Here is a 26,603-nt window from a genome sequence, read left to right as displayed (position 1 = left end):
TTTGCACATGGGATTGTCGAAGACGGTCGCGCGGCAGGGACGCTCTTTGGGGTGTCCAGAGGGTGCATACCCTTGGAGCCCCTCCTCTGGAGGGGTGGGGGTGGAGGAGTAGTTGAGGGGGTGGGGGGAGGTATATATAAAGTTGACTTTTATCGCAATTGAATTTATACTTAGTCTAAATTACTACTCAACATGAAGGTGGAAGTACAATGGGCAAACTGAATTTAACCGTACAACGCAAAGCGGTGCTCGACGTTCTTCTGGCCTCGCATGATCATCCGACCGCGGCCGACGTGATCGAACGGCTTCGCGAGCAGGGGTTTCAGTTCGCATACGGAACCGTCTATAACTCGCTTCGCTATTTGGTCGACTCGGGTCTGATCCGGGAGTTGAAGCTCGGGGAAGCCGTGAGCCGGTACGATGCGCGGATGGAGGATCACCAGCACATCATCTGCGTCGAATGCGGCAAGGTCGACGAAGTGATGGATGAACTGCCCGAAGATTGGGTGAAGAAGGTGGCGAGCCAAACCGGCTATACGATAAAAGAAGCTCATGTCGTATTGGAAGGAGTGTGTGAAGCATGCGCCAATTCGAAACCGTAATGCCAGCAGCTTACCCTAATCCCGCAGGAGCATGGAAGCCGGAAAACCCGGGAGCCGACAGGTCCCGTCCGGAAATGGAGGAGGAGCGGCAAGACTTCATGGGAATGGAGGCTTGCCCGATCACAAAGCGGGTGATGATCGTCAGCCCGTTTCCGGCAAGCGTGCAAAGCTTGATCCATTCGCTATCCGCCGCTTGCTACGATCTGTTTACGCTGCACGACTATGACGCAAGCATGGTAAGAAGCTTGCAGCCGGAACTGCTCATTTACGACGCGAATCCGTATGCCTACAGCCATCAAACCGCCGACGAGGCGCTGCGCGAAGCCATCGAGCAGACGTCGCACGTGCCGAGCGTTCCCGTCCTGTATCTGGTTGACGAACGGGCGAGCCTCTCGCTGTCCGGTTTGCCGGACAGCTCGGAGCTGCTGCTGTGGCCGGCGCGTCCGCAGGAGGCCATGTACCGCATCAACAAGCTGATCATGAAGCAGCAGGCGGCCGGTCTCGTTCCGGAAATGACGTTCAAGGATTTGAAGATCGATCCCCGGAAGATGGCCGTTTACCGCGCCGGCGTCCGGGTGGATTTGACCAAAACGGAATACGAGCTGCTCATGCTGTTCGTGAAGTCCGACGGCTCGGTCCTATCGCGCGAAGCGATATTCGACGGGCTGTGGGGCAGCCAGTTTTTCGGCAACAGCAACGTAGTCGACGCTCATATTAAAAGCTTGCGCAAAAAGCTAAAAGATAGCGCCGTTTCGCCGAAATATATTGTAACCGTGCGGGGGGCAGGCTACCGCTTGGCTGACGAGCGGAAAGAATAACGGAGCCGGCGGCTCCGAAACGCCTTCCCTTTCATTTTTTTCGCTTGGCATGGTCTATTCGCCGGGATCGTCATCTATATTTCATAATAGATTCATCTAACGATCATGAAAGACTTCGAAACGCCTGTTAATATAGTTTTTAGAGATTTAGATCAAGTCTAAATATATCTAAAAATTTTCGATGAGGTGATATTCGAATGACGGCAAACCAGAACCATCTGACGACTAGCTGGGGCGCGCCGGTAGGCGACAACCAGAACTCCATGACCGCCGGCAGACGCGGTCCGACGCTCATTCAGGACGTGCATCTGCTGGAGAAGCTCGCGCATTTCAACCGGGAACGCGTGCCGGAGCGCGTCGTGCATGCCAAGGGAGCGGGCGCGCACGGGTATTTTGAAGTGACGAACGACGTATCGAAATATACGAAAGCAAACTTTTTGTCCGAAGTAGGCAAACGCACGCCGATGTTCATTCGTTTCTCCACCGTTGCCGGCGAGCTCGGCTCGGCCGATACGGTGCGCGATCCGCGCGGCTTCGCCGTGAAGTTCTACACCGAAGAAGGCAACTACGATCTGGTCGGCAACAATACGCCGGTGTTTTTCATTCGAGACGCCATTAAATTCCCGGACTTTATTCATACGCAGAAGCGCCATCCGCAAACCCATCTGAAAAACCCGAACGCCGTATGGGATTTCTGGTCGCTGTCGCCCGAATCGCTTCATCAGGTAACGATCCTGATGTCCGACCGCGGCATTCCGGCAACGTACCGCCATATGCACGGCTTCGGCAGCCATACGTTCAAGTGGGTGAACGCCGAAGGCGAAGCGGTATGGGTGAAATACCACTTCAAGACGGATCAAGGCATCAAGAACCTGGACGTCGATCTGGCGGCGAAGCTGGCCGGCGAGAATCCGGACTACCATACCGAAGACCTGTTCAACGCGATCGAAGCCGGCGACTTCCCGTCGTGGACGCTGTACGTGCAAATTATGCCGCTTGAAGACGCCGACACGTACCGGTTCGATCCGTTCGACGTAACGAAAGTATGGTCGCAGAAGGATTACCCGCTGATCGAGGTGGGCCGCATGACGCTCAACCGCAATCCGGAGAACTATTTCGCCGAAGTGGAGCAGGCAACGTTCTCCCCGGGCAACTTCGTCCCCGGCATTGAAGCGTCCCCGGACAAAATGCTGCAAGGCCGCCTGTTCGCCTATGCGGACGCGCATCGCTACCGCGTCGGCGTCAACCATAACCAGCTGCCGATCAACCGTCCGCAATGCCCGGTTCACAACAATCAGCGCGACGGCTTCATGCGAGCCGACGGCAACGGCGGTTCGGGCATGTATTACGAGCCGAACAGCTTCGGCGGCCCGACGGAAGCGCCGCAGCACCGGACGACTCCGTTCGAGGTATCGGGCGAGGCGAACGCCGTCGCATACGACCATGACGATCATTATACGCAAGCCGGCGACCTGTACCGACTGATGAGCGAAGACGAGAGGGCCCGCCTTGTCCGCAACATCGTCAACGCGATGAAGCCGGTCGAGAAGGACGAAATCAAGCTTCGCCAAATCGGACACTTCTACAAAGCGGATCCGGAATACGGCCAGCGCATTGCCGAAGGTCTCGGCTTGTCCGTGCCGCAAGGCGTTTAATATATATTCCAGAAGGACCTCTCTTTCGGCGCACGCCGCCTGAAAGAGAGGTCCTTCTGCTTTTTCGACCCGCCCTTGGCTGACATGAAACGGCCCAAATAGTCAACGTTGACTAAACGACCAGAGAGGCGCTACAATGAGATTGTAATAGTCAACGTTGACTATATAAGGAGGGATTGCGGAATGAGTTGGTTGAAAGGAACGACCCCGCCCTATGCGACTGCGGAAGGGATAACCGAGCTTCGGAAAGTGCGGATCGGGGGAGTCGACCAGTGGATTCTGATCCGCGGCAGCAAACGCTCCAATCCGGTGCTGCTGTTCGTCCACGGCGGGCCGGGACAAAGCAATATGTATTTGTCCCATTTGCTTGACGGAGAGCTGGAGAAGCATTATACCGTCGTCAATTGGGATCAGCGCGGCGCGGGCAAGTCGTACGTATCGGGCAAAAGAAATCCTTCCGGAATGAATCTGGAGCAGCTTGTGCAAGATGCCGGCGAAGTAATATCCTATATAAAGGATAAGCTGGGCGCCGAGAAGCTGTTTGTGATGGGCCACTCGTTCGGCACGATTCTCGGCATGCTGATTGCGCACCGTTATCCGGCGCATGTGCGCGCTTATATCGGGATATGCCAGGCCGTTGGGCTGCTTGATTCATTGACGGCCTCGTACGACTGGCTTCTGGAGCAGGCGGAAAAGCAAGGCGACGTGAAATCGGCCCGGGAGTTGAAGGCGGTCGGACCGCCTCCGTTCCGTCATTTCGCGAAAGGGTTGTGGAAGTATTCCGTTATTCTGCAGAAGTACGGGGGCAAAGTTTACAGCAAGAAGGGCTGGGATTTATTCAAAGCGATCTGGTCCGCTCCGGAGTATACGCTGCCGGATAAGCTGCGGTATGTGCGCGGCGTGACGTTCAGCGTCAAGCATTTGCATCGGGAGCTGCTGAATCACAGCTTGCTGCAAGCGGTGACGAAGGTCGAGGTTCCCGTCGTATTCATGCTCGGGGCGCACGACCAAGCGACGCCGTCCGAGCTGGCCGTCCGCTATTTGGAGCGGCTGCAAGCGCCGTCCAAAGAAACGGTCTGGTTCCGTCAGTCGGCCCATGTGCCGCATTACGAGGAACCGGATAAATTTTTGCAAGAGATGATTCGCCTTCGGGACCGGAGCGAACGACGATAAGGAGAAGTGCCGCATGACCCGTCTAATGGTGCTGGGCTTGTTGAAGAAGAAGCCGATGAGCGGCTATGAAATGCAGCAATTATTGCATCAGGCGCATGTCGAGCATTGGGCCGGCATATTGCCGGGCTCGATCTACCACGCGCTCAAGAAGCTGGAGAAGGAAGGATTCGCGGCGATTGAAGCGGTGGCGAATACGGGCAACCGCGCCAAAGCGATTTATGCCATCACCCCGCAGGGGGAACGGGAGTACGCCCGATTGATCGAGGAGGCGTTGTCCGCGCCGCTTATTTCTTTTCCTACCGGACTGTATACGGGCCTGCTGTTCCACGGAGACATCTCTAAGGAGAAGAAGATGCAGGCGCTTGATCTGCAGATCCGGGAACTGGAGATGAAATTCGAGCAGGCGAAAGCGGGGCAAGCGCTCAAACGCGGTTCTCTTCCGCAGGAATCCGAGCTGGTATTCGAGAATATGTTTGAAATATATCGCGCTCATCTTAAGTTTTTGTATAAGGTCAAAAAATTGCTCTCCGGCGATAGCCCGCACCGGCAGGACGGAGACGGGGGAGGCGAGCGGCATGATCATTTGGATTAACGGCCCGTTCGGCGCAGGCAAGACGCAAACGGCGTATGAATTGCACAGAAGGCTTCCGGGTTCGGCCGTTTTTGATCCCGAGAATGCCGGTTACTATATTCGAAAGAACGTTCCCCGCGAATTGTCCAAAGGCGATTTTCAAGATTATCCGATGTGGCGCGAAATCAATTATACGATGCTGAAATGGGAAGATGGGCGAAGTGGAAAGACCGGATGGCGGCGCAGCTCAAGCACATCCGTTTTTTTGGATGAAGAACGGTTGGGGACATCTTACAGCATTAGAAAAAGTGAACTTGCCCGCCATACCTGATATACTTACAGAGACGACTTATTTATACCAACAAGTATGCCGAGGTGTTATATGACAAATCAATCCCCCGTAAAGTTAAAGACGCATTTTAAAAAAGACGCGCTTCGCTGCGTGGAGCTGCTGAGAAAAAGCATCGCCGCCGCCTCCATTTCGGACGATGCGAAGAAGGTCATCAACGAGTTTCTGAAGGTTTCGTACGGTGAGATCGAAGATAAGCTGAAGATCATTATTATGAGCACTTATTTTACATTCTTGGGCAAAATGGACCTGGAAAACAAAGAAGCTCCGAAAAACGCAGAGCTTCAGGAGAAGCTGCTTAAAGATCTGGACATGGTCAAAAAAGCGCTTGCGCCGGGCAAAGCCTAATATAAGCGGGAACGGAAGACCGAACGGTCCGGCCATAAAACGGAAAACGCCAAACAAGCCGCGGGGGCATAACGCTCCGGCGGCTTGTTTGACGCAATGGGGCGATTGCGGTCAAGCGGAACGGTCCCTATCCGTCCGGCGGGCTTCAACCGCCGGGTTCGCGGCGTGGAGCCGGTTCTTCCCCCTAGAACGGACCGTGCTTGATCAAATATTGCAGCCCGAAATAAACGATGAGGACGCCAACGACGCATATGCCGATGACGGTGTAAACCAATTTTTTTCCGTCCATGCCCACGCACCTGCTTCTCTACGATTGATCCGATTCTATTGTACGTTACTTTCGCCGGAATACCAAATGGACAAACTATGACCGTTTCGGCCGAAACGGGACGAACCGGCTGGTGAAGTCAGCCGGATTTCACGAACTGGCTGTTGTACAGGTTATAGTAGAAGCCGCGAGCCTTAAGCAGCTCCTCGTGCGTGCCCTGCTCTTCGATGCCGCCGCCGTTGATGACCAGAATTTGATCCGCTTCGCGAATGGTGCCGAGACGATGCGCGATGACGAAGCTGGTTCGCCCCTCCATCAACTTGCGCATCGCCGCTTGAATATGCATCTCCGTACGGGTGTCGATGCTGCTTGTCGCCTCGTCCAGAATAAGAATGGCGGGGTTCGCAAGCACGGCGCGCGCGATCGTGAGCAGCTGGCGCTGCCCCTGGCTCAAGTTGCTTCCGCCGGTTAGGAGAGGCGTGTCGTAGCCTTGCGGCAGCTTCCGGATGAAGCTGTGGACGCCCACCAGCCTGGCCGCCTCCTCGATCTCCTCGTCGGTGGCGTCGAGCCGGCCGTAACGGATATTTTCGCGGATCGTGTCCGCAAATACGTAAGCGTCCTGGAGCACGATGCCCAGCTTGGCGCGCAAGCCGTCCTTGTCCATCGTGCGAATATCCACGCCGTCGATCGTAATGCGCCCGCCATCGATTTCATAAAAGCGGGTCAGCAGGTTGATGATCGTCGTCTTGCCCGCACCCGTCGGTCCGACCAAGGCGATCGTTTGCCCCGGTTTCGCCGTCAGCGACACGTCCCGCAGCACCGGAATGTCCGGCTTATAGCCGAAGGTTACCCGGTCGAACTTCACTTCGCCTTGCATCTGTCGCATATGAACGAGATTCCGGTTGTCCTCGTACTCCGACTTCGTATCGAGCATCTCAAACACCCGCTCGGCCCCCGCTATCGCCGATTGCAGCAAGTTGAACTGGTTGGCCAGATCGTTCAGCGGCCGCTGAAACTGCTTGGAATAGTTAAGAAAGGCAACCACGACGCCTACGCTGGTCCAATCCCGGAACGCCATCCAGCCGCCGACTGCGGCAATCAGGGCAAACCCGGCGTTGCCGAGCACGTTCATGACCGGCCCGACCATGCCGGCGTAAATTTGCGCCTGAATGCCGGCTTTCGTCAGTTCGCCGTTAATGCCGTCGAATTGCTCGGCGGCAAGCCGCTCCCTTCGGTATACTTGAACGACTTTTTGCCCCGATACGGTTTCCTCGATAAAGCCGTTCAGCTCCCCCAGATGCTCCTGCTGTTTGGCGAAATGATGACGCGTCCGCGATGCGACCGTCTTCGTAAACAGCATGACGAGCGGAATGGTCGCCATGCTCAGCAGCGTCAGCCATACGTTCAGGTACAGCATGACGGCCAGCGATCCGGCAAGCGACAGAACGCCGGCGATCAGCCCGGTAAAGCTTTGGTTCAGCGTGCCGGATACGTTCTCGATGTCGTTCGTCGCGCGGCTCATCAGCTCGCCGTGCGTTTTGCCGTCGAAGAAGCGGAGCGGGAGCGCCTGCAGCTTCGCGAACAGATCCCTCCGCAGCTGCTGCACGGTGCGTTGCGATACGATCACCATCAGATGCTGCTGCAGCCATGAGGCCAGCGCCGACAATGCGTAAACCGCCAGCAGCAGGGCGCATAAGCCGGCCAGCCCATGCAGGTCGCCGGGAATAATGAACCGATCCACCGCGCTGCCGAGCAGATAAGGAGCCGCCAAGGAGAACAACGTGCCGACCAGCGTAAACAGAAGGACGCCGGTCAGTCCGCGTTTATATACGCGGAGATACGTCCAGATGCGCCGCAGCGTTCGCAGCGCGTTTTTTGGCTTCGCTTTTTTCATGGGACCCTGAGGCTGGCCGCCGCGCATCCCGAGATCGGGCACGGGCCCCCGGGGAGCTTCGGACGATCTATGAGATTCGGCCATAGCTTGTTTCCTCCTTTCCGAGCTGCGAGCAGTAGATTTCCCGGTACGGCTCGCAAGAAGCCATAAGCGCGTCATGCGTTCCCGCGCCGACGATTCGCCCTTCGTCAAGGACGAGAATATGATCGGCGTCCATGACGGAGGAGATGCGCTGCGCGATCAGGAATGTGGTGGCGCCTTTCATCAGCTTGGCGAGCGCCGCACGGATGCGCGATTCGGTCCCCATGTCGACGGCGCTGGTGCTGTCGTCCAGTATGAGGATGGACGGCTGTAGCAGCAGGGCGCGCGCGATGGCAATCCGCTGCTTCTGCCCGCCGGACAGATTGACGCCCCGTTGCCCCAGCTTCGTCTCGTAACCGTCCGGCATAGCGGCGATGAAGGAATGGGCTTCCGCCGCTTTCGCCGCGGCGATGACTTCCTCGTCGCCGGCGTCCGGTCTGCCGTAACGGATATTGTCCCGAATGGTACCCGTGAACAAAATCGTCTCCTGCAGCACGATGCCGATTCGCCGCCGAAGCGAATCCAGCTCGTAATCGCGCACGTCGGTGCCGTCGATCAGCACCCGGCCCGCCGTGACGTCGTACAGGCGCGGAATTAAGCCGACGAGCGAAGATTTGCCCGAGCCCGTCGCGCCGATAATGGCGACCGTTTGTCCGGGCCGCGCCGTGAAACGAATGTCGGAGAGGACGGCGTCTCTCGGGTCGCCGCTGTACGAGAACGTCACGCGGTCGAACGTTACTTCGCCGGCGCGGTAGGCGTCGGTCCGGGCTTCCGGCGAATCGGCGATCTCCGGCTCCGTATGCATAACCTCGAGAATGCGGTCGGCGGACACTTTGGCCGTGGAGAAGCGCACCAGCAGCATGGCGACGGAGGAGACGGAGAACAAAACCTGCGTCACGTAGTTGATAAACGCCACGAGGCTGCCGATCTCAAAGGAGCCTTGGACGGCGTCCTTGCCGCCGAACCAAAGGACGGCGACGATGCTGGCGTTCAAAATAAGCGTCAGCACGGGCATATTGATCGCGACAATGCGCTGGGCCTTGACCGAAACTTGCGTGTAATCTTCGTTGGCTTTGCCGAACCGGTTGTTTTCGTAGGCGGCCCGGACGAACGCTTTGGAAACGCGGATGCCCGCAAAATTTTCCTGCAGCACGGTGTTTACTTTATCCAGCTTGCGCTGCACGGTCGAAAAAAGCGGCAAAGTGGCGCGGATGAGCACATACATGACGGCGAACAGCAGCGGCACGGCAATGGCAAGCACGAAGGCCAGCTTGGGGCTGATGACGATGGCCATAACGATGCTGCCGACCGCGAGGAACGGCGAGCGGATGAAGACGCGCAGCAGCATCTGCACCATCGTCTGCAGCTGGACGATATCGTTTGTCAATCGCGTGATGAGCGAGCCTGTTCGGAGCTCGTCGAGGTTGCGGAACGAGAACTTCTGCACCTTGCGGAACAGGTCGCGCCGCAAGTCCGCGCCGAACCGCTGGGAAGCGACCGACGAGAAAATTGCGCAGCCGATGCCGCCGGCAAGTCCGGCCGCAGCGGCTCCGAGCATGAGAAGCCCGGTATTCCGGATATGGGCCAGATCGCTCTTCATGACGCCGTCGTCGACGATGCTGGCCATCAGGATCGGCTGCAGCAGGTCCATTGCGACTTCAACCAGCATCAGCAGCGGCGCGAGGACGGCCGCAACCCAATGCGGGCGTAAATAGCGGGTTAGTCTGATCAAGAGCACACCTCATCTTCAGGTTGAATAGCGGAATATTTTGCAAGCGGAAGAAGCCGCCCTGCAGCGGCGCGGCTTTACATCTGCTTGAAATATTCGGAGTCCCGGATCCCGTGGATCCGGAATGTTTTCATTTTATAATTGCAAACGATATATAGACTTTCGTGGATAATTTTTTCGTTCTCGTTTCCCGATACGTCGTAGGATAATTGATACAAGGTCTTGCCGACAATGGTATGAATGATGTCCGCGATCCGGCTTTTTTCTTCGGTCAATCGAAAATTCGCGGCCGAGCAGCCCATCAAGGCCAAATCTGCTTGAATGGCCCGTTTCACTTCCGGGAAATCGAAGCCTTCCTGTTTAAAAATGCCGACTATGACTTTTATAATTGTCGCCTCCCATGAATCGCGGAATGAACGCCGCCGGCGGCGCGCCATGCTCGCCCCGACGCCGCCGCGGCGAGCGCCAGGCGGCCTACGCCAGCTCGGCGAGGTGCGCCGGAAGCTCCCGCTCGGATATGACCTTGAAGCCGTTGCGGCGCAGCAGCGCCGTCGTGACGCCGCCCCCGTCGACCTTCCGGCCGCTGAACGTCCCGTCATAGACGGACGCGCTGCCGCACGAAGGACTGTCCTCCTTCAGGACGATCAGCGTGGCGTTCAGACGCCGCGCCGTCTCCAGCGCTTCATAGGCGCCTTTGACGTAAAGCTCCGTAACATCGTTCCCCAAGCGGTCCATCACCTTCGCCGTTCCGTCCAGCACATCCTCGCCGCCTCCGCCGACGATTTCGGCCGCCTCCCGCGGCGTCGGCAAGCCCCCCATCAATTCGGGACAAACGGCCGCCGCTTTCCCTTCTTCAAGCAGCTTGCGCACCGTGCGGTCGAGCCGGTGAGAGCCGTTGTATCGGACTTCGAATCCTGCCAGGCAGGAGCTGACGATAATCATCGTATTCCTCCCATTTCCGGTCGTTCATCCATATATGATGCAGACCTAACAAGCATATAACAAGCACGTCCATAAAACAACGGACTACAGGACCTTGCCGGCAGCCGTCCGTGCCGCGCGGAAGCGGCGCAGCCGGCAATTTGCGGCCGATTTCATTTTGCAGTACGATAATCTTATTAGAACTGAAATGGGGATAGGCAGCTATGCAATTGTCTGACGGCTTGTTACAGATTCTTTCCATCGCGGGCACTTTGGTTCTCGGCTCGGCGATCATCTTTTTAAGGGTTAGAGGAACAAGAAGGCCTACGTCGTTGCGCAAAATCATCATCCCGCCGCTCGGCATGTCCACGGGCGCGCTTATGTTCGTCTTTCCGTTCACCCGCGTTCCGTGGAGCTGGGCGCTGACCGCGTTTGTGCTGGGGCTTGCCGTCTTCTCGCTTCCGCTTATACTCACGACGAAGCTGGAGCGGGTAGGGGATGCCATTTACGTCCGGCGCTCGAAAGTGTTCGCCTATATTATCGCGGGCTTGCTGCTCGTCCGGCTGGCGCTTCATCCGTTGGTCGAAGAATATGTCAGCGTCCCGCAATCGGCGGGCCTGTTTTTTCTGCTCGCTTTCGGGATGATTCTTTCGTGGCGGGTCGCAATGCTGTTCAGTTACATGAAGCTGGACAAAAAACACCCCGCCGCCGGCTAGGCGGGCTTTCGCCCGCCCTAGTCACGATTGCCGGTTTGACAAAGAGCGGGCAAGCGTGCTATTTTAACATAAATTGCATGCAATTGAATTTCCTAAAATGAATTTCCGGAGGCATGCCATGGAACGTTCCGAGCAACTCCAGCTGGACCGGCAAGTATGCTTCTCGCTGTACGCCTGCTCGCGGGAAGTGACGAAGGTATATCGGCCTTTTCTGGATAAGATGGGCCTTACGTATACGCAATACATTACGATGCTGGCGCTGTGGGAAGAAGACAATGTGCCGGTCAAGACGCTGGGCGAACGGTTATATCTCGATTCGGGGACGCTTACGCCGCTGCTCAAAAAGCTTGAAGCGGCCGGCCTGATCGTCCGGGAGCGCGACGCGAAAGACGAACGCAGCGTGCTTGTCCGCTTGACCGGACAAGGCAAAGCTCTGCGGGAGCAGGCGCTTGATTTGCCTTATGAGCTGTTTTGCCGCACGGGGCTTGCCCCCGAACAGCTCGAAGAGCTGCGGAAGACGCTGCAAACGCTGACCAGAACGATCCATTCCCGATTGCAGGAAGAGGAGCGCGGGTGAGGCGTTCGAGAGGCGAGCCGATCTGCGGCGGGGGAAGCCCGCAAGGTCGGCGTTGATGCCTCGCTATGCCGACTTATATGCTTAAGAAGCCGCCTATTGGCGGCTTTTTTTTGACCGCAAAAGTATAAGTTTTCGAACTCGAAACTCGCTTTTTGATTGGCGATAAAAACTACCCCTAAAACTCGGACTAGCATCCTCGAAGTTCTTCGAAAACTTCACGCGCCTCGCCCGGTACATAAGACAGATGGAGAACGTCATCAAACAATTGCTTCTTTATGGGAATTGAACATTTTTTCAAAGTCGATGTAGCCAGTGTTCAACATGATTTGTTACAATATTGCTTATACTAACTTAGATATTTACAGAAGAAAGGACGTCTGGGCACATCATGAACAATCGTCATCACGAGCCCGCCAAGCAAGACCAAGCATCATCCGGGGACAATTTCTCGCGGGGCGGCTTTATTCTGGCGGCGATCGGCAGCGCGGTCGGGCTGGGCAATCTGTGGAAATTCCCCTACATTACCGGCATGTACGGAGGAGCGGCATTTTTCCTTCTTTTTATTATATGTTTGCTTCTAGTAGGTTTACCGATCCTGCTCGGGGAACTGGTCATCGGCCGGGGAGGACGCGGAAGCGCGGCCAGCTCGCTTGTACGGCTAAGCGGCAAGAAGGCATGGGGCGGCTTTGGCGTTATTTCCATAGCGGGTTCGTTTTTTATTTTGTCGTTTTACGGGGTTGTGGCCGGATGGGCCATGCATTATATGATCTTGTCGTTCAGCGGCGAGCTGTTTTCCAATTCGGATTTCGCGGGACAGTTCGCCGGCTTTAACGCGAGCTGGCTTCCGGTGTTATGGCAGTTCGTCGCCATGTTTCTAACCGCGTTCGTCATTTACAAAGGCGTATCGTCCGGCATCGAAAAATTCAACAAAATTTTTCTTCCGGCGCTTGTCGTTCTGCTCGTGCTGCTGATGATTCGGGCTTTAACGATGGATGGAGCGGCGGAAGGCGTTTCTTTCTTTTTAAGACCCGATTTCAGCAAGCTGACGGGCGAATCCGTGCTCGTTGCGCTTGGACATGCTTTCTTCTCGCTGTCGCTCGGCATGGGTACCATGATCACTTACGGCGCGTACGTGGATAAGCGGCAGTCGCTGGGAACGGCAACACTTGCGATCGGCGGGGGCGATCTTCTTTATGCGCTGATGGCGGGATTGATTATTTTCCCGATCACGTTCTCGTTTGGCATCGAGCCGGGCCAAGGACCAAGTCTTGTCTTTATCGCGCTCCCCGCCGCGTTTGAAGCGATGCCGGCCGGCTGGCTGTTCGGCGGCTTGTTTTTCATGATGCTGACGTTTGCGGCGCTTACTTCGACCGTTTCCTTGCTGGAGGTGCCGGTTGCCTATATCCAGGAGAAGCTGGGCTGGGGGCGCAAGCTGACGACCGTTGTCGTCGGTACGCTATGCTTCCTCATCGGGGTGCCGTCCGCGTTGTCGATCGGCCAATACGACTGGCTGACCTTTGGCGGCAAAGCGTTTTTCGATTGGATGGATTTTATCGCTTCCAATATTATTTTGCCGGTCGGCGGCTTTATCGTAACGATCTTCGTCGGTTATGTGTGGCAGCAAGCGGGCGAAGAAGCGGGTCTGACCGCTGCCTGGTTCAAGCTTTGGATCTTCATGGTCCGTTACGTGGCGCCGGTTCTGGTGCTCGCCGTGTTCCTGTATACAAGCGGCCTTCTGGAACTTTTCTATTGAGTATCTTTATAAAACGAGCCCGTTCGGATTGTTCCGAACGGGCTCGTTTGCTTATTGGCGCTGCCCTTGCCGCCGTATGGTCGGCGCGGCGGCGAGAGAGCTCGTCATGGCGAGCGGGCCAGGCCGCACTTGCGGCACAGCACGCCGCCATCGCCATGGCTAGGGGCGGCGCCGCAGCGCATGGCGCGACGAGCGGAGCGGCATGACGCCGAATCGGCGACGCATGACGCGGCGAGTACGATGCGGCGGTCATGCGGCGCCGCGCAGCCGTGCTGCTCATCGTGCAGCGCGTCATGGCGCGCCAGCCGCGCCGTGAACGGCACGCCGCTTTACGCGCTGCAGCTAAATGGCGGGCTCGAGCGGATTGGCGCGCAGCCAGCGGTCGATCCGCTCGAGCGCTTCCGTCAGCTTGGCGGCGGAGGCGGCGTACGAGCAGCGGATGAAGCCTTCGCCGCCGGGGCCGAACACATGGCCGGGGACGGCCGCGACTTTCGCTTCGCGGAGCAGCCGTTCGGCGAACGTTTGCGAGGCAAGTCCCGTGCCGGCGACCGAAGGGAAGGCGTAGAACGCCCCCTGCGGCTCGCGGCACGGCAGTCCGATCTGCTCCAGCCCCCGTACGAACATCCGTCTGCGTCTGCCGAACTCCTCCTTCATATATTGCATATCCTCGAGTCCGTGGCGCAGGCAGGCGATGGCCGCAACCTGGCCGAGCGTAGGCGCGCACAGCGCGGTATATTGATGCACCTTCATCATCGAGCCGATCAGCTCGCGGTTTCCGCAGGCATAGCCGACCCGCCAGCCGGTCATGGAGAACGCTTTGGAGAAACCGCTGATGACGACGGTTCGGTCCCGCATGCCGGGCACGGAAGCGGGGCTTGCATGTTTTTGACCGTAAGTAAGCTCGGCGTACATTTCGTCGGACAACACGATGAGATCGTGCTCGATGACAAGCTTTGCCACCGGGAGCCAGTCCTCGTAGGTCATGACCGCCCCGGTCGGATTGCTCGGGAAGTTGACGATCAGCATTTTGGAGCGCGGCGTAATGGCTTTCTTAAGCGCCTCGGCCGTCAGCTTGAAGGAATGCTCCTCATCCGTCTCCACGTGAACGATGCTGCCTCCGGCCATCCGGGCAAGCGGCTCGTAGGCGACGTAAGCCGGAACGGGGACGATGATTTCGTCGCCGGGATTGATAAGCGCCCGCAGGGCCAGATCGATCGCTTCGCTGCCGCCGACCGTGACCAGCACTTCGCCGGCCGGTTCATAATGCAGTCCGAAGCCGTTCGCCAAATAACCGGCGATCTCTTCCCTGAGCTCATACAACCCTTCGTTGGGCGTATACATCGTGCTCCCGTGCTCCAGCAGCCGGATGCACGCTTCCCGCGCGCATTTCGGAGATTGAAAATCCGGCTCCCCTACGCCAAGCGATATGACGTCCTTGCTGGCTTCCGCGGCGTTAAAAAACTGCCGGATGCCGGAAGGCGGCATATCCCGTACTGCCGTCGAGAGGTATTCCTTCGTCGTGTTCATGCCGATCTACTCCTTAACGTTTTGTGAAGCGCGGCTGCCGGGATGGGCGGCGCAGCCCAAAGCCGGCTGCGGAAGCGTGCTTCGTGATGCTGAGCCGCGCTTCTTCGATGTGCCGAGCCCATTAAGCCTGCGTCGAAAGGATCCGCTCTTCCTTTTTCCTTTCTTCAAGCGAATAATCGATGATATAATCCAGCAGCTTGCCGAACGGGATGCCCGCGGCGGCCGCGCTTTTCGGCAGCAGGCTGTTGCGGGTCAGGCCCGGCAGCGTGTTGATTTCCAGCACATAAGGAACGCCGTCCTTCACGATCATGTCGATGCGGGCGTAGACGCTGCATTTGAGCGCCTTGTAGCTCGCGAGCGCCGCCGCCTCGACTTTATCGTGCAGCTCGCGCGGCAGCTCGACGACCTTCTCGTCGGCCGCTCCGTCCTCGTATTTGGACGTATAGTCGAAAAATTCGCCGCTTGGCTTGATCGCCACGATCGGAAGCAGCTTGCCGTTCAAAATCGGGCACGTAATTTCGTCGCCGCCGATAAATTGCTCCACCATAATGGCGCTGTCCCACTTCAGCGCTTCCTGCACGGCCGACTTCAGCTCCGCAGGCGTGCGGGCGATGCGGGTGCCGATGCTGGAGCCGCCGAGATTCGGCTTCACGACGACCGGGAAACCGAGCCGCTCGACGGCGGGAGCGGACAACTCCTCCAGGCTGCCGACCATCGCCCAGTCGCCGGTGGCCACGCCCTCGAACCGAAGCAGCTTCTTGGTCATGTCTTTATCCATGCATACGCCGCTGGACAGGACGCCGCAGCCGGTGTACGGGATGCCGAGCGAGTCAAGCGTCGCTTGCACGGTGCCGTCTTCGCCGTATTTGCCGTGCAGCGCGAGCAGCGCAATGTCGAGTCCGGCGGATTGCTCGATAAGATCCATTTTGTTGTTGATGACGATCGGTTTAACCTCATATTTTTCCTTGTTCAGGTTATTGACCATTTCCTGACCCGTCAGGAGGGAGATTTGCCTTTCCGAGGACATGCCTCCCATGATGACTCCTACTTTCATGATGAACCCTCCTAAAAGTTTTGTGAATGAAATTACTTCCTGAGACGCTACGAGCAAAACTGGCTTCGAAAGCGATGCTTGGTTTTTGCGAATGCCTGAACTTCTTTGAAACCGGGCTAATGCCCCGTGCACCCAGCATATGAGCGCGCTACAGCAATTGCTTCGCCGTTTCGCCGATGACGCGGATGCCGCGCTCGATGTTGTCGTCCGACACGCGCGAGAAGCCGAGCCGCATCGTATGCTGGCCGCCGCCGTCGACGTAGAAAATATCGCCCGGCGTAAACACGACGCCGCGTTCCGCGCATGCGGCAAGCAGCTCTCTCGTCCGGAACGGCGGGTCGAACTCGGCGAACAGATGCAGCCCGCCGTCGCCGGACAGCCTGCGCGCAGGCAGCCACTTTTCGCAGCAGCGGATGGCCAGCTCGTATTTCCGTTTATATTCCGCTTTGGCGCGCTTTAAATATTTTTCGAAATTGCCGTTATGCAAATATTGATACAGCAGCGACTGGTCCAACGTCGACGTATGGATCGTCTTGGCGCGCTTGACGCTTTCCAGGTAGCCGATCAGCTCTTCGTCCGCGACGATCCATCCGACCCGGAGGCCAGGGAACAAAATTTTGGAGAAGCTGCCCAAATAAACGACCCCGTCCCCCCTGCCGGCGCAAGCGATAAGGGGCGCGACGTGGGAGCCGGAATAGCGCAGCTCCTCGTTAAAGCCGTCCTCGATGATCGGCACCCGGTATTCGTTCAGCAGCCGGATCGCGTCCAGCCTTTTGTCATGCGACATAACGATGCCGGTCGGATTGTGGTAGGAAGGCACGAGATACGCCATGTCGAAGGCGCCCTCCGACAGCGCCCGCCGCAGCTCCCGCAAGTTGATGCCGTCTGGATCCATCTCGATTCCCGTCGGGATAAAGCCGTGCATTTTCATATTTTTGATGGCGGTATGATGGGTCGGATTTTCGCACAGGATGCGGCCGTGCACGGGCTTCAAGGAAGACAGCACGATGCCGAACCCTTCCGTGAAGCCGTTCGTGATCAGAATGTCCTTGCCCTTCATATCGACGCCTTTGTTCTCCATATATTGCTTCAAATAATCGATGAGCGGCTTGTAGCCTTTGGCATATCCGTAATTCAGCAGCACGTTGCCCTCGATCGCCATCCGGTCCAAAAAAGCGCGCTTTACATTCTGCAGGTCGAACAGCTTCTCGTCGGGGGCGATGCTGGTAAACGAAATGACGCCGCGTTCGGCTCGAATGCCGTGCTTCATCAGATCGTAACGCTCGGCCGTAAGCGCGAACTCGCTCATCCGGGAGGACCAGTCCGTCTTGAAGGCCCGGCTCCCGTCTTTCCCGTTCCGGCCTTGTTCAAGCCCTCCGGCCGTCGGAACGACGAAATGCCCTTTGCCCTTCAGCGGGTAAATGTAGCCTTCCTCCTCCAGGTCGGCATAAGCGCTCAGAACGGTATTGCGGCTGACGTGAAGGGAGGCGCTGAGCTCCCGGGTCGAAGGAAGCTTCTGGTCCGCCTGAAGCGCGCCGGTCGTAATTAACCGCTTCATATAGTCTTTGACCTGAATGTAGGCCGGACGGTCTTTCGCCGGCTTGAAATCCGTATACATCCGGGTGGCTCACTCCCTTGCTAATGTCATGATCTCATACCTACCAGTATAACAAAAGAACCACGATAAGCCTCTTTCGGCCAGCAAGTGGTCGTTATGCGGGCGTGCTTTGACCCGTTCCGTATCGGCAGCGGTCTTGGCCGTACTGCCTGTGCAGCGCGAGACGAGGAGTTCTTCGAAATGGAATGCAAGGAGAAACTTTCCACCTGCATACAGCGTCTATCTTAAACAGATTTATCAGTTTTGCTTTTATTGGCTTTGTTTTTCGGCGAAACCGGTTCGCCCTTGAACGAGCGGCATTTCATGCCAGAGCAGTTCTAATAAAGGAAGGAGATCAAACTATGCTTCATAAAATGATCCAAATCATTGCGGGAGCGTCCGCAGCCGTAATGCTTCTGGCGTCTCCGACGGCCGATGCCGCATCTTACGTGCAGCCGAACGACAGTTACGACGGATATTCGTCTCCCGCCTACCTGAATCAAGTGCAGGCGGCCAAGCCGTTATGGACCTTGAATATCGGCGTGGAGAGCGATGATGAGTGGACCGTCTCTGCCCCCGAGCGGGTTGCCGCCGGAGGCAAGCAAGCCTATTACATCAAGGGCGGCAAGCTGGCGGCCGTAAACGTCCATACGGGGAAGGCCGTGTGGACATTCGGGCAAAATCTCGTATCGCCCGTTACCTACCATAACGGAGAGCTGTTCGTCTTATCCGGCCAGAACCGGCTGTACAAGGTGAATGCCGTAACCGGCAAAGCGGTCTGGTCGCTGGATTTGTCGGGGGCCGCGTCGCAATCCGGTTACGATGGCAGAACGATCGCTTACGATGATCAGAGACTGTACCTCCATCTCACCTTCGGAGGACTGGTTGCCGTTGACCGGAAGAGCGGCAAGCTTCTATGGAAGGAGCAAACGATGTACGGAGCCGGCCAATTGATCGTAACGGACGATCTGCTGCTCGTATCCGCATCGGAATCGGGAGCGATTACCGTTGATGTCGTTTATGCGTATGACAAGCACACGGGAAAGCAAGCATGGAAGCTTAACAGCAATTCAAGCCCGCTTCTTATCGATGAAGGAAAGGTCTACTCGCGGGATACTTGGCCGCCCGGCGACCTCGATACTCATCAATTGAAGCTGGACGTGACGGACGCCGCCACCGGGGAAAGTATTGCCGTTTATTCGTATGTCCCTTTGGCCGAAGGAGAAGATCCGCTTGGCAGCTCGGCCTCGAAAATCGCTTCGGACGGCGAATCGCTGTTCGTCCAAACGGCGGCCGGCATATACCGCTACGATACGCTCCAGACAGGCGATGTCCAGCAGCCGGAATTGTTCCGGCAGTCCGGGCAATGGATCGCCGGCCCGTACAACAACAAGCTGTTCTTCGAAGATGAAGACCGGCAAGGCATTACGGCCGTGAAGCTCATTGACCATAACCAGGTCAGTTACGAAGGAATCGATAATCCGGTCAGCCGGCTCGACTTTTATAATAGCGGGATGTACGTCGGACAGACGGACGGGGAGCTGTATGCTTTGAACGTGACGACGGGCCAAGCCGTATTCCGGTATGACACCGGCAAGCAGCAGTTCGATCCGTTTCTGGTGGAAGACGGTGTCCTGCTTGCGCGGGCGGAAGGCATGATCTACGCCTTTAAGCTGCCGGCGCAGCTTCTTGCGCCGATAAATGCCGGTTCGGCGGTTCCGGGCGTCGATTATACGAGGACCGATGCGGGGCTTAAGATCGACGGCGTAACGGTAGAGCTTAAGCCGGAGCCTATTATGATTAACAATAGCTTGTACGTGCCGCTTCGCGGCATGGCGGAGGCGCTTGGGGCAACGGTCGGCTACGATGCGGCGACCAAGGCGGTCACTGTCACCTATAAAGAGAAAACGGCGGTTGCGTCAAACGGCAAAAATATTAACGGCACGGTCTATGTGCCGGTTCGCCAATTTGCGGAGCTGCTCGGCGTCGGCGTAAATTGGGACTCTTCCGCAAGAGTCGTCGTCGTCGACACGAAGGCGGCGTAGCTATTGCTCATTTCTGGCCAGCCTGCTTTCGATGGAATGGTCGTTGAACAAGGCTGTATCATTCGGTAATACAAAAAAACCGCCCCGAAAAGAAGTGTCCTTTTTGGGGCGGCTTGGCTTACCGCATAATAATTTATATGTTTTCGCGTACCGAGAAAAGCCGATCGTCTCGCCGACGGCCGATCAAGGCGTTTCAATAATATAGCGGATGAGCTTGTCCTGCACATCGTACAGCCTTTTGGTCCGGATGCTGTATTCGACCAGGTTCTCGCCTTCGAGGTGGGCGTACAGCAAGCCGGCGCTGCGCAGCTTGTTCAGATGGTCGTGGGTAATGCCCTTCGAAAGCTTCAGATGGCGGACAATCTCGATGAACGTTCGGGGACCGCCCTGCAGGTAACGCAATATTTTCAGGCGGTTCTTCTCGCCCAGGCTGCGAAGCAGGCGGAGGTCCGGCGTCGGTATCAAGTCCTCGTCTCCGAAATAAAGCCTTGCGTTATAGTTGCAAAGAATCCGGTTGTCGAAATGATAAATAATGTTGATCGGCTGAAAATGGTACTGCGGAATGAGCAGCAGCTCGTTCACGCCCGGAATCGGACGGAACGAAAGCCCGTTGGTCGTCTCGTCGATCGTCTCCTCGATCGATACGCTTTCTATCGCGGCGTTCCGGCCGGCCGCTTCGCGCGCCAGCGCCTCGTGTACGGCGGGATCGATATGGCGGAAATATTGATCGTTCCAATCCTGAAGAACGGCCAGCGTACGGTCCAAATATTCGTCCAGATTGTCCGGGAACGGATGGCTGTATTCGGCGAACAGCTCTCTCAGCGACGTTCCGTTCAGCCTTCCCGCCCAATCCAGGAAGCCGTCGGCCGAATCCTTCGCCGGGCAAAGCATGGCCAGCAAATAAGTCGACTTCCACTCGTCGTCCGTCTTCATCGATTGCAGCAGCTCTTCAAGGGAAGGCTCCAGCCTGCCGCGGACCTCCTCCGCCCATGCGGGGGTCAGATCGAGCTTCTTGTAGGAGTTGCGGCTAATGTAAGCATGAAGGCTTGCAAGAAGCTCATAGACAGGGGAATAAGCAATGTCCAGGCGCCAGTTCATAGTAACGCTGCTGCTCTTTACAGGGACATCGACACCGCGATTGCCCGGCAGCAGTACCCTCCTCTTTTATCGAAATATATGGATCTATAACGGTTCGTCCTTTAACAAGGACTTTAAGAATCGTTCGGCTTGAAGCTCTATGATTGAAAAGTCTACAAGACTATCGGGGAAACTTCAACTCTTTAATGCGACAAATAGCCTGCAAAACCCCGAGACGGCCGAATCAAGCGGCAGACGGGTTATTTTTTTCGCCAATATTGTGTATTATAAAGAGATATAAGTTACGCTTCGAGTCAGGAAGGATTGATCGCGTATGGAAAATACCGAAACTAAGCAATCATCGACGAATTTTATCCGGAACATTGTCGTGGAAGATTTGAAGGCCGGCCGCGTGCAGGAAGTGATTACGCGTTTCCCGCCGGAGCCGAACGGCTATCTGCACATCGGACATGCCAAGTCCATCTGCTTGAATTTCGAGCTGGCCGACGAGTTTAAGGGCCGCACGAACTTGCGCTTCGACGACACGAACCCGGTCAAGGAAGATACGGAATACGTCGAATCGATCCAGGAGGACGTTCGCTGGCTTGGTTTCGAATGGGACGAGCTGCGCTTCGCTTCGGATTATTTCGAAGAAATGTACAACCGCGCCGTTCTGCTGATCCGCAAGGGCAAAGCGTACGTGGACGACCAGACGGCCGAGCAAATCCGCGAAACGCGCGGCACGCTGGTCGAGCCGGGCAAGGAAAGCCCGTACAGAGGCCGCAGCGTCGAAGAAAACCTCGATTTGTTCGCGCGGATGCGCGCCGGCGAGTTCCAGAACGGGGAGAAGGTGCTGCGCGCCAAAATCGATATGGCTTCGCCGAACATTACGCTGCGCGACCCGGTGCTCTACCGCATCGCGCATGCGCATCATCACCGCACGGGCGATGCTTGGTGCATCTATCCGATGTACGATTACGCGCATCCGCTGAGCGACGCGATCGAAGGCGTCACCCATTCCATCTGTACGCTTGAGTTCGAGGATCATCGCCCGCTCTACGATTGGGTGATCGCGGAATGCGAGATGGATTCGACGCCGCATCAATACGAGTTCGCCCGTCTCAACGTGACGAACACGGTCATGAGCAAGCGCAAGCTGAAGGCGCTTGTCGACGAAGGCGTCGTGGACGGCTGGGACGATCCGCGCATGCCGACGATCAGCGGCTTGCGCCGCAAAGGCTATACGCCGGAAGCGCTGCGCGCCTTCTGCCGGGAGATCGGCGTGGCGAAGAGCAACAGCCTTGTCGACGAGCGGATGCTGGAGCATTTTATCCGCGAGGACTTGAAGCTGAAGGCGCCCCGCACGATGGCGGTGCTTCGTCCGCTCAAGGTCGTCATCACGAACTACCCGGAAGGGCAGACGGAGCTGCTGGACGCGGAGAACAATCCGGAGAACGAAGAGATGGGACATCGGCAAATCCCGTTCTCCCGCGAAATCTATATCGAGCAGGACGACTTTATGGAGAATCCGCCGAGCAAGTACTTCCGCTTGTTCCCGGGCAACGAGGTTCGTCTGAAGCATGCGTATTTCATTAAATGCGAAGAGGTTGTGAAGGACGAAGACGGCAACGTGGTCGAGCTGCGCTGCACGTACGATCCGGAGACGAAGAGCGGCACCGGCTTTACGGGACGCAAGGTGAAGGGAACGCTCCATTGGGTGGAAGCTTCGCAGGCCGTTCCGGCGGTGTTCCGCCAATACGAGCCGCTCATTACGGACGAAGCGGAGGAGGAAGGCAAGCCGTTCCTCGAATGCATCAACCCGAATTCGCTCGAAGTGCTGCACGGCTTTGTCGAACCGAACATGAAGGGTGCGGTTGGGCACGACAAGTTCCAGTTTTTCCGCCACGGCTACTTTAACGTCGATCCGAAAGATACGACGCCGGAGAAGCTCGTATTTAACCGAATCGTTTCGCTCAAGAGCTCGTTTGATCCGTCCAAAGCTTAAGGGCGGACCGGTCGACTATTTAAAGAACGAACAAAAAGCTGTCCGCCAAGGCATCTACGCCTTGTTGGACAGCTTTTTGCATATCGTGGCCGAATCCGGCCGCAGGCAACGAGCTTGGCTTTCCACTGCGAAGCCCGATGCCTGCCAGGCGCTAAGCTTTCGTTGCGATGATGACGCTTCGCGTCCCGGCATCCCACTTCACCTCGGCGCCTAGCGCTTCGCCGATAAAGCGCAGCGGCACCATCGTCGAGCCGTCGACGATTTGCGCCGGAACGGCCAGGGCGACGGAACTGCCGTTTACTTTTGCCGTTTTGCTGCCGATTTTCAAATAGATGGATGTGTCTTCTTTTGTCGCTGTCACCGATTGGTCCTTGGCGTTCCACACGATTGTTGCCCCAAGCTTCTCGAAAATCGCGCGCATCGGCACGAGCGTAGTGCCGTTCTTCTGGATGGGCGCTTGGTCGAACGACTGGATTTCGCCGTCGATAATCACCTTTATTTCGCGCGTCGCCAGCACGAGAGCCGGGAACGAAATGCCCGTACCGGTCAACTGCTTGCGGATGGCCGAGATCGTCGCTTCCGCGTCGCTTCGCTTATCCAATATGCTTGCCGTCGATTTTGTTTTGGTCTCCGTTACGGTTTTCACCGTATTGGCGCGGATCGATTCGATTTTGGCCAGCATCGCTTTGCGCGTAGCGCTGATTTCGTTGTCCGTCCGCTCTTTGGCCTCGTCGATCAGCTTCTGCGCTTCGGCCTGCGACAGCTTGCCGCGTTTATATCGATTCATGATGCTGCCGGCATAGTTCGGGTCCGTGTCGTTCTCGAATTCCCAGAGCGCGCTGTTCAAATAATCCGGGTCCACTTCGTTTTCGTATTCCCAGAGGGCGCTGTTCAAGTAATCGGGATCGACCGCATTCTCGTATTCCCACATCGGCGAATTCAAATAGTCTTCGTCGATGTCCGTTTTGAACTCCCACATATCGCTGTTCAGGTAGTCTCCGTCAATCGCTTTTTTGTATTCCCACATGCTGCTGTTCAAATAATCGCCATCGATTTCCTTCAAATATTTGCGAAGCGTATCGTCGGAGTCGTAGCGCGACTCCAGCTCTTCCCCGTCGTCGTCCAGCATCCGCTGCAGACTTTCGTAATCGGCGTTCGTCTGATCGTGGAGAAGCCGGTAATCTTCGTCGCTTTCGTCCAGAAACGTTTGAAACTCCTTTTGCACCCGCTGCTTGTCCGCGGCGTACGTTTGCGTCACTTTTTCCTCGTAAGCGTCGTACATGCTTTGAATGCTTTGTTCAAATCCGGAATTCGCAAGCGCCTCGCCGCTGCCAAGCGGCAGCGAGCCCGCAATCAAGAGAGCGCCTGCGACAGCGGCCGTTAGTGAGCGAATCATGTTTATGCATTCCTCCGTCTAGTTATTTGGTATTGGGTATGCCGGCAGAAATAGTCACTTCTTCGCCTGCCAAAAAAATCCTTCCGCAGCGGACGAAAATGATGCTTTCGAAACGGTTTTCGTCGAATTTCGACAAGGGCGAAAAGGGACGTTCGGCCTCCGGACCGAAACGGCGGCAAGGCGTACGGCGGGAACAATAACGGAAGGCGCGGGTCATATTTACGCAAAATGGAAAGGCTATGAATGCAATTCCTTAAGCGGGACAAATGTTCGAAGTGTTGTCACCAATCGAGCCGCCATGGCTCGGTAATAGCCAATATAATGGAATCAAAGCAACGGACAAGAGGAGGTTCCCGGTTTTATGGACCACAACAAGACGGATCAGCTTCAGCCGACCAGTACAAAAAACTATACAGGCCTGATCATTACCGTTTCCATTATCGCCAATGTCATCATTTTATTGCTGTTTTTTTCTCCGATCGGGTATGAAGGGGAAGTCCATTTCGACGTCACGATTTTTCCGAGAATCAATGCGGTTTTGAACAGCTTTACGTTTATTTTTCTGCTGGCGGCTCTGATCGCCATTATAAAGAAGAACGTTACGCTGCATAAAAGGTTTGTGCTTGCGGCATTCGGCTCTACGCTGCTGTTTCTGATTACGTATTTGACGTTCCACTACATTTCCGCGGAGACGGCCACGTTCGGCGGAGAAGGCATCGTTAGGCCGATCTATTTCTTTATCCTTATTTCGCACAGCGTTCTTGCGGCGATTATCGTGCCGTTGGCGCTGTTTACGGTCGTATGGGGCTGGACGAACCAGTTGACGAAGCATAGACGCATCGCCCGCTGGACGATGCCGATCTGGCTGTACGTCAGCCTTACGGGTGTAGTCGTCTATCTCTTTATGGCGCCGTATTATTGATCACATGAAAGAAGAGGGGTCCGCCGTCATCATCGATGACGGATGGGACACCCTCTTTTTTTCTACCGGTCAACTCGTCACACGGTCGGCTTGCGGCGTGCGACTCCGCTTTCGAAAGCGGCCCCGATGACGGCGTCCCGCACCCGGTCTGCGACGTTAGGGTTGAACACGCTCGGGATAATATAATACTCGTTCAGTTCTTCTTCGCTTACGACGGACGCGATCGCCCGGGCAGCGGCCAGCTTCATCTCCTCGGTTATCCGGGTCGCCCGGCAGTCGAGAACTCCGCGGAACAAGCCGGGGAAGCACAACACGTTGTTGATTTGGTTCGGATAATCGGATCGGCCGGTCGCCATGACGCGGACATATCCTTCGGCTTCCTCGGGCGAAATTTCCGGCGTCGGGTTCGCCATCGCAAAGACGATCGGGTCGCGGGCCATCTTCTGAATATGTTCCACTTTCAAAACGCCGGGACCCGATACGCCGATAAAAATATCCGCGTCCGCGATCACGTCGCCAAGCGTACCCGTTTCCATGTTCGGGTTCGTATTTTCCGCGTACCAATTCCATTCATCGTGCCCGTAACGCATTCCCCGGACCAAAGCGCCTTGCCGATCGACGCCGATAATATTTTGCGCTCCGGCGGCAAGCAATATTTTGGAGCAGGCGATGCCGGCAGCGCCGATTCCGCACAGTACGATTTTGCATTCTTCGAGCTTTTTGTCCACTAATTTGAGCGAATTATAAATTCCGGCCAGAAGCACGACAGCGGTGCCGTGCTGATCGTCGTGGAATACCGGGATGTCCAGCTCTTCGATGAGCCGCCGTTCGATCTCGAAGCAGCGCGGGGAGGAGATGTCCTCCAGGTTGATTCCCCCGAACGCGGGCGCGATCAGCTTGATGGTCCGGATAATCTCTTCGGTGTCCTGCGTATCCAAGCAGATCGGGAACGCGTCGACCCCGGCGAATTGTTTGAACAGCATCGCTTTGCCTTCCATAACCGGCATTGCCGCTTCGGGACCGATATTGCCGAGCCCGAGCACGGCCGAGCCGTCCGACACGACCGCAATCGTGTTGCGCTTGATCGTAAGCGAATACGCGCGGCTCGGCTGCTCATGGATCGCCATGCACACCCGCGCGACGCCCGGCGTATATACCCGCGACAAATCGTCGCGCGTTTTGATCGCCATTTTAGGCGTGACCTCGATTTTTCCGCCAAGATGGGCGAGAAACGTTTGATCCGACACCTGGACGACGTTGACGCCGGCCAGCGAGCGCAGGATGGCTACGATTTTTTCCCGGGCCAGCGTATCCGTTATGTTGACCGTAACGTCGCGAACCGTCGTCGTTTTATCCGTACGGTTCATATCGACCGCGACGATGTCGCCTCCGGCGTCGCCGATTGCCGTCGCGATTTGTCCAAATGTAATTTTATCTTTTTCGATCTCGAGCCGCAGCACGATGTTCGTGCTGGCCAAAGCCGGCGTTGCCATAGTTTCACGCTCCCGTCTAAACAATACTAGCA

Annotated in this window: 22 protein-coding genes and 1 pseudogene; 13 read left to right on the top strand and 10 right to left on the bottom strand. The window is 56.5% G+C overall.

The window, feature by feature from the left end; genetic code table 11:
• The first annotated feature begins 209 nt into the window (after positions 1-209).
• The 7 genes and pseudogenes from ACFSW5_RS24845 (at position 210) to ACFSW5_RS24815 (ending at position 5,516) form a co-directional block, all read left to right on the top strand.
• Positions 210-602 (top strand): Fur family transcriptional regulator, encoded by a 393-nt coding sequence (locus ACFSW5_RS24845; RefSeq protein ID WP_379279560.1) that lies wholly within the window; start codon positions 210-212, stop codon positions 600-602.
• Complete coding sequence (locus ACFSW5_RS24840; RefSeq protein ID WP_379279558.1) at positions 581-1,420, top strand: winged helix-turn-helix transcriptional regulator; 840 nt, start codon at positions 581-583, stop codon at positions 1,418-1,420. Before ACFSW5_RS24845 ends, ACFSW5_RS24840 begins: the two co-directional genes overlap by 22 nt.
• Before the next feature lie 197 nt (positions 1,421-1,617).
• Positions 1,618-3,075: a catalase KatA gene (katA, locus tag ACFSW5_RS24835; RefSeq protein ID WP_379279555.1), complete on the top strand. Its 1,458-nt coding sequence runs from the start codon at positions 1,618-1,620 to the stop codon at positions 3,073-3,075.
• Positions 3,076-3,258: 183 nt separating this feature from the next.
• On the top strand, positions 3,259-4,248 hold the full coding sequence (locus ACFSW5_RS24830) for an alpha/beta fold hydrolase (protein ID WP_379279552.1): 990 nt from the start codon (positions 3,259-3,261) through the stop codon (positions 4,246-4,248).
• Between the two features lie 13 nt (positions 4,249-4,261).
• A complete protein-coding gene (locus ACFSW5_RS24825) occupies positions 4,262-4,840 on the top strand; it encodes a PadR family transcriptional regulator (RefSeq protein ID WP_379279550.1) in 579 nt (192 codons plus the stop codon).
• Positions 4,824-5,039: pseudogene (locus ACFSW5_RS24820) on the top strand (tunicamycin resistance protein); the annotation flags it as partial. The gene ACFSW5_RS24825 and the pseudogene ACFSW5_RS24820, both read left to right, overlap by 17 nt.
• 162 nt (positions 5,040-5,201) lie before the next feature.
• The gene (locus tag ACFSW5_RS24815; RefSeq protein WP_379279547.1) at positions 5,202-5,516 is read left to right on the top strand and encodes a hypothetical protein; all 315 of its coding nucleotides are present in this window, start codon (positions 5,202-5,204) and stop codon (positions 5,514-5,516) included.
• A gap of 407 nt (positions 5,517-5,923) precedes the next feature.
• On the opposite strand, the gene ACFSW5_RS24810 is transcribed toward ACFSW5_RS24815, so the two are convergent.
• From ACFSW5_RS24810 to ACFSW5_RS24795, 4 genes are all read right to left on the bottom strand, one after another.
• A complete protein-coding gene (locus tag ACFSW5_RS24810; protein ID WP_379279545.1) occupies positions 5,924-7,762 on the bottom strand; it encodes an ABC transporter ATP-binding protein in 1,839 nt (612 codons plus the stop codon).
• Positions 7,746-9,491, bottom strand: coding sequence for an ABC transporter ATP-binding protein (locus tag ACFSW5_RS24805; protein ID WP_379279541.1), 1,746 nt, complete (start codon positions 9,489-9,491; stop codon positions 7,746-7,748). Before ACFSW5_RS24805 ends, ACFSW5_RS24810 begins: the two co-directional genes overlap by 17 nt.
• Positions 9,492-9,565: 74 nt before the next feature.
• The gene (locus tag ACFSW5_RS24800; protein ID WP_379279537.1) at positions 9,566-9,925 is read right to left on the bottom strand and encodes a hypothetical protein; all 360 of its coding nucleotides are present in this window, start codon (positions 9,923-9,925) and stop codon (positions 9,566-9,568) included.
• A 37-nt stretch (positions 9,926-9,962) separates the two neighbouring features.
• Entirely contained in the window at positions 9,963-10,430 is a 468-nt protein-coding gene (locus ACFSW5_RS24795; protein WP_379279536.1) for a DUF523 domain-containing protein, read from the bottom strand.
• A gap of 203 nt (positions 10,431-10,633) precedes the next feature.
• Between ACFSW5_RS24795 and ACFSW5_RS24790 the strand changes: the two genes are divergently transcribed.
• The 3 genes from ACFSW5_RS24790 to ACFSW5_RS24780 all read left to right on the top strand — a co-directional run bounded on the left by ACFSW5_RS24790 (position 10,634) and on the right by ACFSW5_RS24780 (position 13,455).
• Complete coding sequence (locus ACFSW5_RS24790; RefSeq protein ID WP_379279534.1) at positions 10,634-11,125, top strand: CcdC family protein; 492 nt, start codon at positions 10,634-10,636, stop codon at positions 11,123-11,125.
• A 118-nt stretch (positions 11,126-11,243) separates the two neighbouring features.
• The gene (locus tag ACFSW5_RS24785; RefSeq protein ID WP_379279530.1) at positions 11,244-11,702 is read left to right on the top strand and encodes a MarR family winged helix-turn-helix transcriptional regulator; all 459 of its coding nucleotides are present in this window, start codon (positions 11,244-11,246) and stop codon (positions 11,700-11,702) included.
• Between the two features lie 388 nt (positions 11,703-12,090).
• Complete coding sequence (locus ACFSW5_RS24780) at positions 12,091-13,455, top strand: sodium-dependent transporter (protein WP_379279528.1); 1,365 nt, start codon at positions 12,091-12,093, stop codon at positions 13,453-13,455.
• A 342-nt stretch (positions 13,456-13,797) separates the two neighbouring features.
• Here the strand turns inward: ACFSW5_RS24780 and ACFSW5_RS24775 are convergent, their stop codons facing one another.
• From ACFSW5_RS24775 to ACFSW5_RS24765, 3 genes are all read right to left on the bottom strand, one after another.
• Positions 13,798-14,982: a pyridoxal phosphate-dependent aminotransferase gene (locus ACFSW5_RS24775; protein ID WP_379279525.1), complete on the bottom strand. Its 1,185-nt coding sequence runs from the start codon at positions 14,980-14,982 to the stop codon at positions 13,798-13,800.
• Positions 14,983-15,103: 121 nt separating this feature from the next.
• The gene (locus ACFSW5_RS24770) at positions 15,104-16,036 is read right to left on the bottom strand and encodes a D-alanine--D-alanine ligase (RefSeq protein WP_379279523.1); all 933 of its coding nucleotides are present in this window, start codon (positions 16,034-16,036) and stop codon (positions 15,104-15,106) included.
• A gap of 148 nt (positions 16,037-16,184) precedes the next feature.
• Positions 16,185-17,654, bottom strand: coding sequence for an aminotransferase-like domain-containing protein (locus tag ACFSW5_RS24765; RefSeq protein ID WP_379279520.1), 1,470 nt, complete (start codon positions 17,652-17,654; stop codon positions 16,185-16,187).
• Between the two features lie 341 nt (positions 17,655-17,995).
• Here ACFSW5_RS24765 and ACFSW5_RS24760 point away from each other — a divergent pair, with 341 nt between their 5' ends.
• Complete coding sequence (locus tag ACFSW5_RS24760) at positions 17,996-19,678, top strand: outer membrane protein assembly factor BamB family protein (RefSeq protein WP_379279517.1); 1,683 nt, start codon at positions 17,996-17,998, stop codon at positions 19,676-19,678.
• A 183-nt stretch (positions 19,679-19,861) separates the two neighbouring features.
• Here ACFSW5_RS24760 and ACFSW5_RS24755 read toward each other — a convergent pair whose 3' ends face one another.
• Positions 19,862-20,776, bottom strand: coding sequence for an ArsR/SmtB family transcription factor (locus tag ACFSW5_RS24755; protein WP_379279514.1), 915 nt, complete (start codon positions 20,774-20,776; stop codon positions 19,862-19,864).
• A 313-nt stretch (positions 20,777-21,089) separates the two neighbouring features.
• Between ACFSW5_RS24755 and ACFSW5_RS24750 the strand changes: the two genes are divergently transcribed.
• The gene (locus tag ACFSW5_RS24750) at positions 21,090-22,760 is read left to right on the top strand and encodes a glutamine--tRNA ligase/YqeY domain fusion protein (protein ID WP_379279512.1); all 1,671 of its coding nucleotides are present in this window, start codon (positions 21,090-21,092) and stop codon (positions 22,758-22,760) included.
• Between the two features lie 151 nt (positions 22,761-22,911).
• On the opposite strand, the gene ACFSW5_RS24745 is transcribed toward ACFSW5_RS24750, so the two are convergent.
• Positions 22,912-24,156: a copper amine oxidase N-terminal domain-containing protein gene (locus tag ACFSW5_RS24745; protein WP_379279509.1), complete on the bottom strand. Its 1,245-nt coding sequence runs from the start codon at positions 24,154-24,156 to the stop codon at positions 22,912-22,914.
• Positions 24,157-24,517: 361 nt separating this feature from the next.
• Here ACFSW5_RS24745 and ACFSW5_RS24740 point away from each other — a divergent pair, with 361 nt between their 5' ends.
• Positions 24,518-25,078, top strand: coding sequence for a DUF420 domain-containing protein (locus tag ACFSW5_RS24740; RefSeq protein WP_379279507.1), 561 nt, complete (start codon positions 24,518-24,520; stop codon positions 25,076-25,078).
• A 77-nt stretch (positions 25,079-25,155) separates the two neighbouring features.
• On the opposite strand, the gene ACFSW5_RS24735 is transcribed toward ACFSW5_RS24740, so the two are convergent.
• Positions 25,156-26,571 (bottom strand): NAD-dependent malic enzyme, encoded by a 1,416-nt coding sequence (locus ACFSW5_RS24735; protein WP_379279504.1) that lies wholly within the window; start codon positions 26,569-26,571, stop codon positions 25,156-25,158.
• Between the last annotated feature and the right edge of the window lie 32 nt (positions 26,572-26,603).

Origin of the sequence: Paenibacillus thailandensis, from assembly GCF_042685365.1 — a bacterium.
Lineage (GTDB): Bacteria > Bacillota > Bacilli > Paenibacillales > Paenibacillaceae > Paenibacillus_AP > Paenibacillus_AP thailandensis.
The sequence above is the reverse complement of the archived record's forward strand: the minus strand, read 5'-3'. Positions and strand labels throughout refer to the sequence as shown.

Coding starts and splice junctions, on each gene's coding strand:
- ACFSW5_RS24845 (WP_379279560.1), top strand. CDS start 210: ATGGGCAAACTGAATTTAACCGTACAACGCAAAGCGGTGCTCGACGTT.
- ACFSW5_RS24840 (WP_379279558.1), top strand. CDS start 581: ATGCGCCAATTCGAAACCGTAATGCCAGCAGCTTACCCTAATCCCGCA.
- katA (WP_379279555.1), top strand. CDS start 1,618: ATGACGGCAAACCAGAACCATCTGACGACTAGCTGGGGCGCGCCGGTA.
- ACFSW5_RS24830 (WP_379279552.1), top strand. CDS start 3,259: ATGAGTTGGTTGAAAGGAACGACCCCGCCCTATGCGACTGCGGAAGGG.
- ACFSW5_RS24825 (WP_379279550.1), top strand. CDS start 4,262: ATGACCCGTCTAATGGTGCTGGGCTTGTTGAAGAAGAAGCCGATGAGC.
- ACFSW5_RS24815 (WP_379279547.1), top strand. CDS start 5,202: ATGACAAATCAATCCCCCGTAAAGTTAAAGACGCATTTTAAAAAAGAC.
- ACFSW5_RS24810 (WP_379279545.1), bottom strand. CDS start 7,762: ATGGCCGAATCTCATAGATCGTCCGAAGCTCCCCGGGGGCCCGTGCCC.
- ACFSW5_RS24800 (WP_379279537.1), bottom strand. CDS start 9,925: ATGGCGCGCCGCCGGCGGCGTTCATTCCGCGATTCATGGGAGGCGACA.
- ACFSW5_RS24795 (WP_379279536.1), bottom strand. CDS start 10,430: ATGATTATCGTCAGCTCCTGCCTGGCAGGATTCGAAGTCCGATACAAC.
- ACFSW5_RS24790 (WP_379279534.1), top strand. CDS start 10,634: ATGCAATTGTCTGACGGCTTGTTACAGATTCTTTCCATCGCGGGCACT.
- ACFSW5_RS24785 (WP_379279530.1), top strand. CDS start 11,244: ATGGAACGTTCCGAGCAACTCCAGCTGGACCGGCAAGTATGCTTCTCG.
- ACFSW5_RS24780 (WP_379279528.1), top strand. CDS start 12,091: ATGAACAATCGTCATCACGAGCCCGCCAAGCAAGACCAAGCATCATCC.
- ACFSW5_RS24775 (WP_379279525.1), bottom strand. CDS start 14,982: ATGAACACGACGAAGGAATACCTCTCGACGGCAGTACGGGATATGCCG.
- ACFSW5_RS24770 (WP_379279523.1), bottom strand. CDS start 16,036: ATGAAAGTAGGAGTCATCATGGGAGGCATGTCCTCGGAAAGGCAAATC.
- ACFSW5_RS24765 (WP_379279520.1), bottom strand. CDS start 17,654: ATGTATACGGATTTCAAGCCGGCGAAAGACCGTCCGGCCTACATTCAG.
- ACFSW5_RS24760 (WP_379279517.1), top strand. CDS start 17,996: ATGCTTCATAAAATGATCCAAATCATTGCGGGAGCGTCCGCAGCCGTA.
- ACFSW5_RS24755 (WP_379279514.1), bottom strand. CDS start 20,776: ATGAACTGGCGCCTGGACATTGCTTATTCCCCTGTCTATGAGCTTCTT.
- ACFSW5_RS24750 (WP_379279512.1), top strand. CDS start 21,090: ATGGAAAATACCGAAACTAAGCAATCATCGACGAATTTTATCCGGAAC.
- ACFSW5_RS24745 (WP_379279509.1), bottom strand. CDS start 24,156: ATGATTCGCTCACTAACGGCCGCTGTCGCAGGCGCTCTCTTGATTGCG.
- ACFSW5_RS24740 (WP_379279507.1), top strand. CDS start 24,518: ATGGACCACAACAAGACGGATCAGCTTCAGCCGACCAGTACAAAAAAC.
- ACFSW5_RS24735 (WP_379279504.1), bottom strand. CDS start 26,571: ATGGCAACGCCGGCTTTGGCCAGCACGAACATCGTGCTGCGGCTCGAG.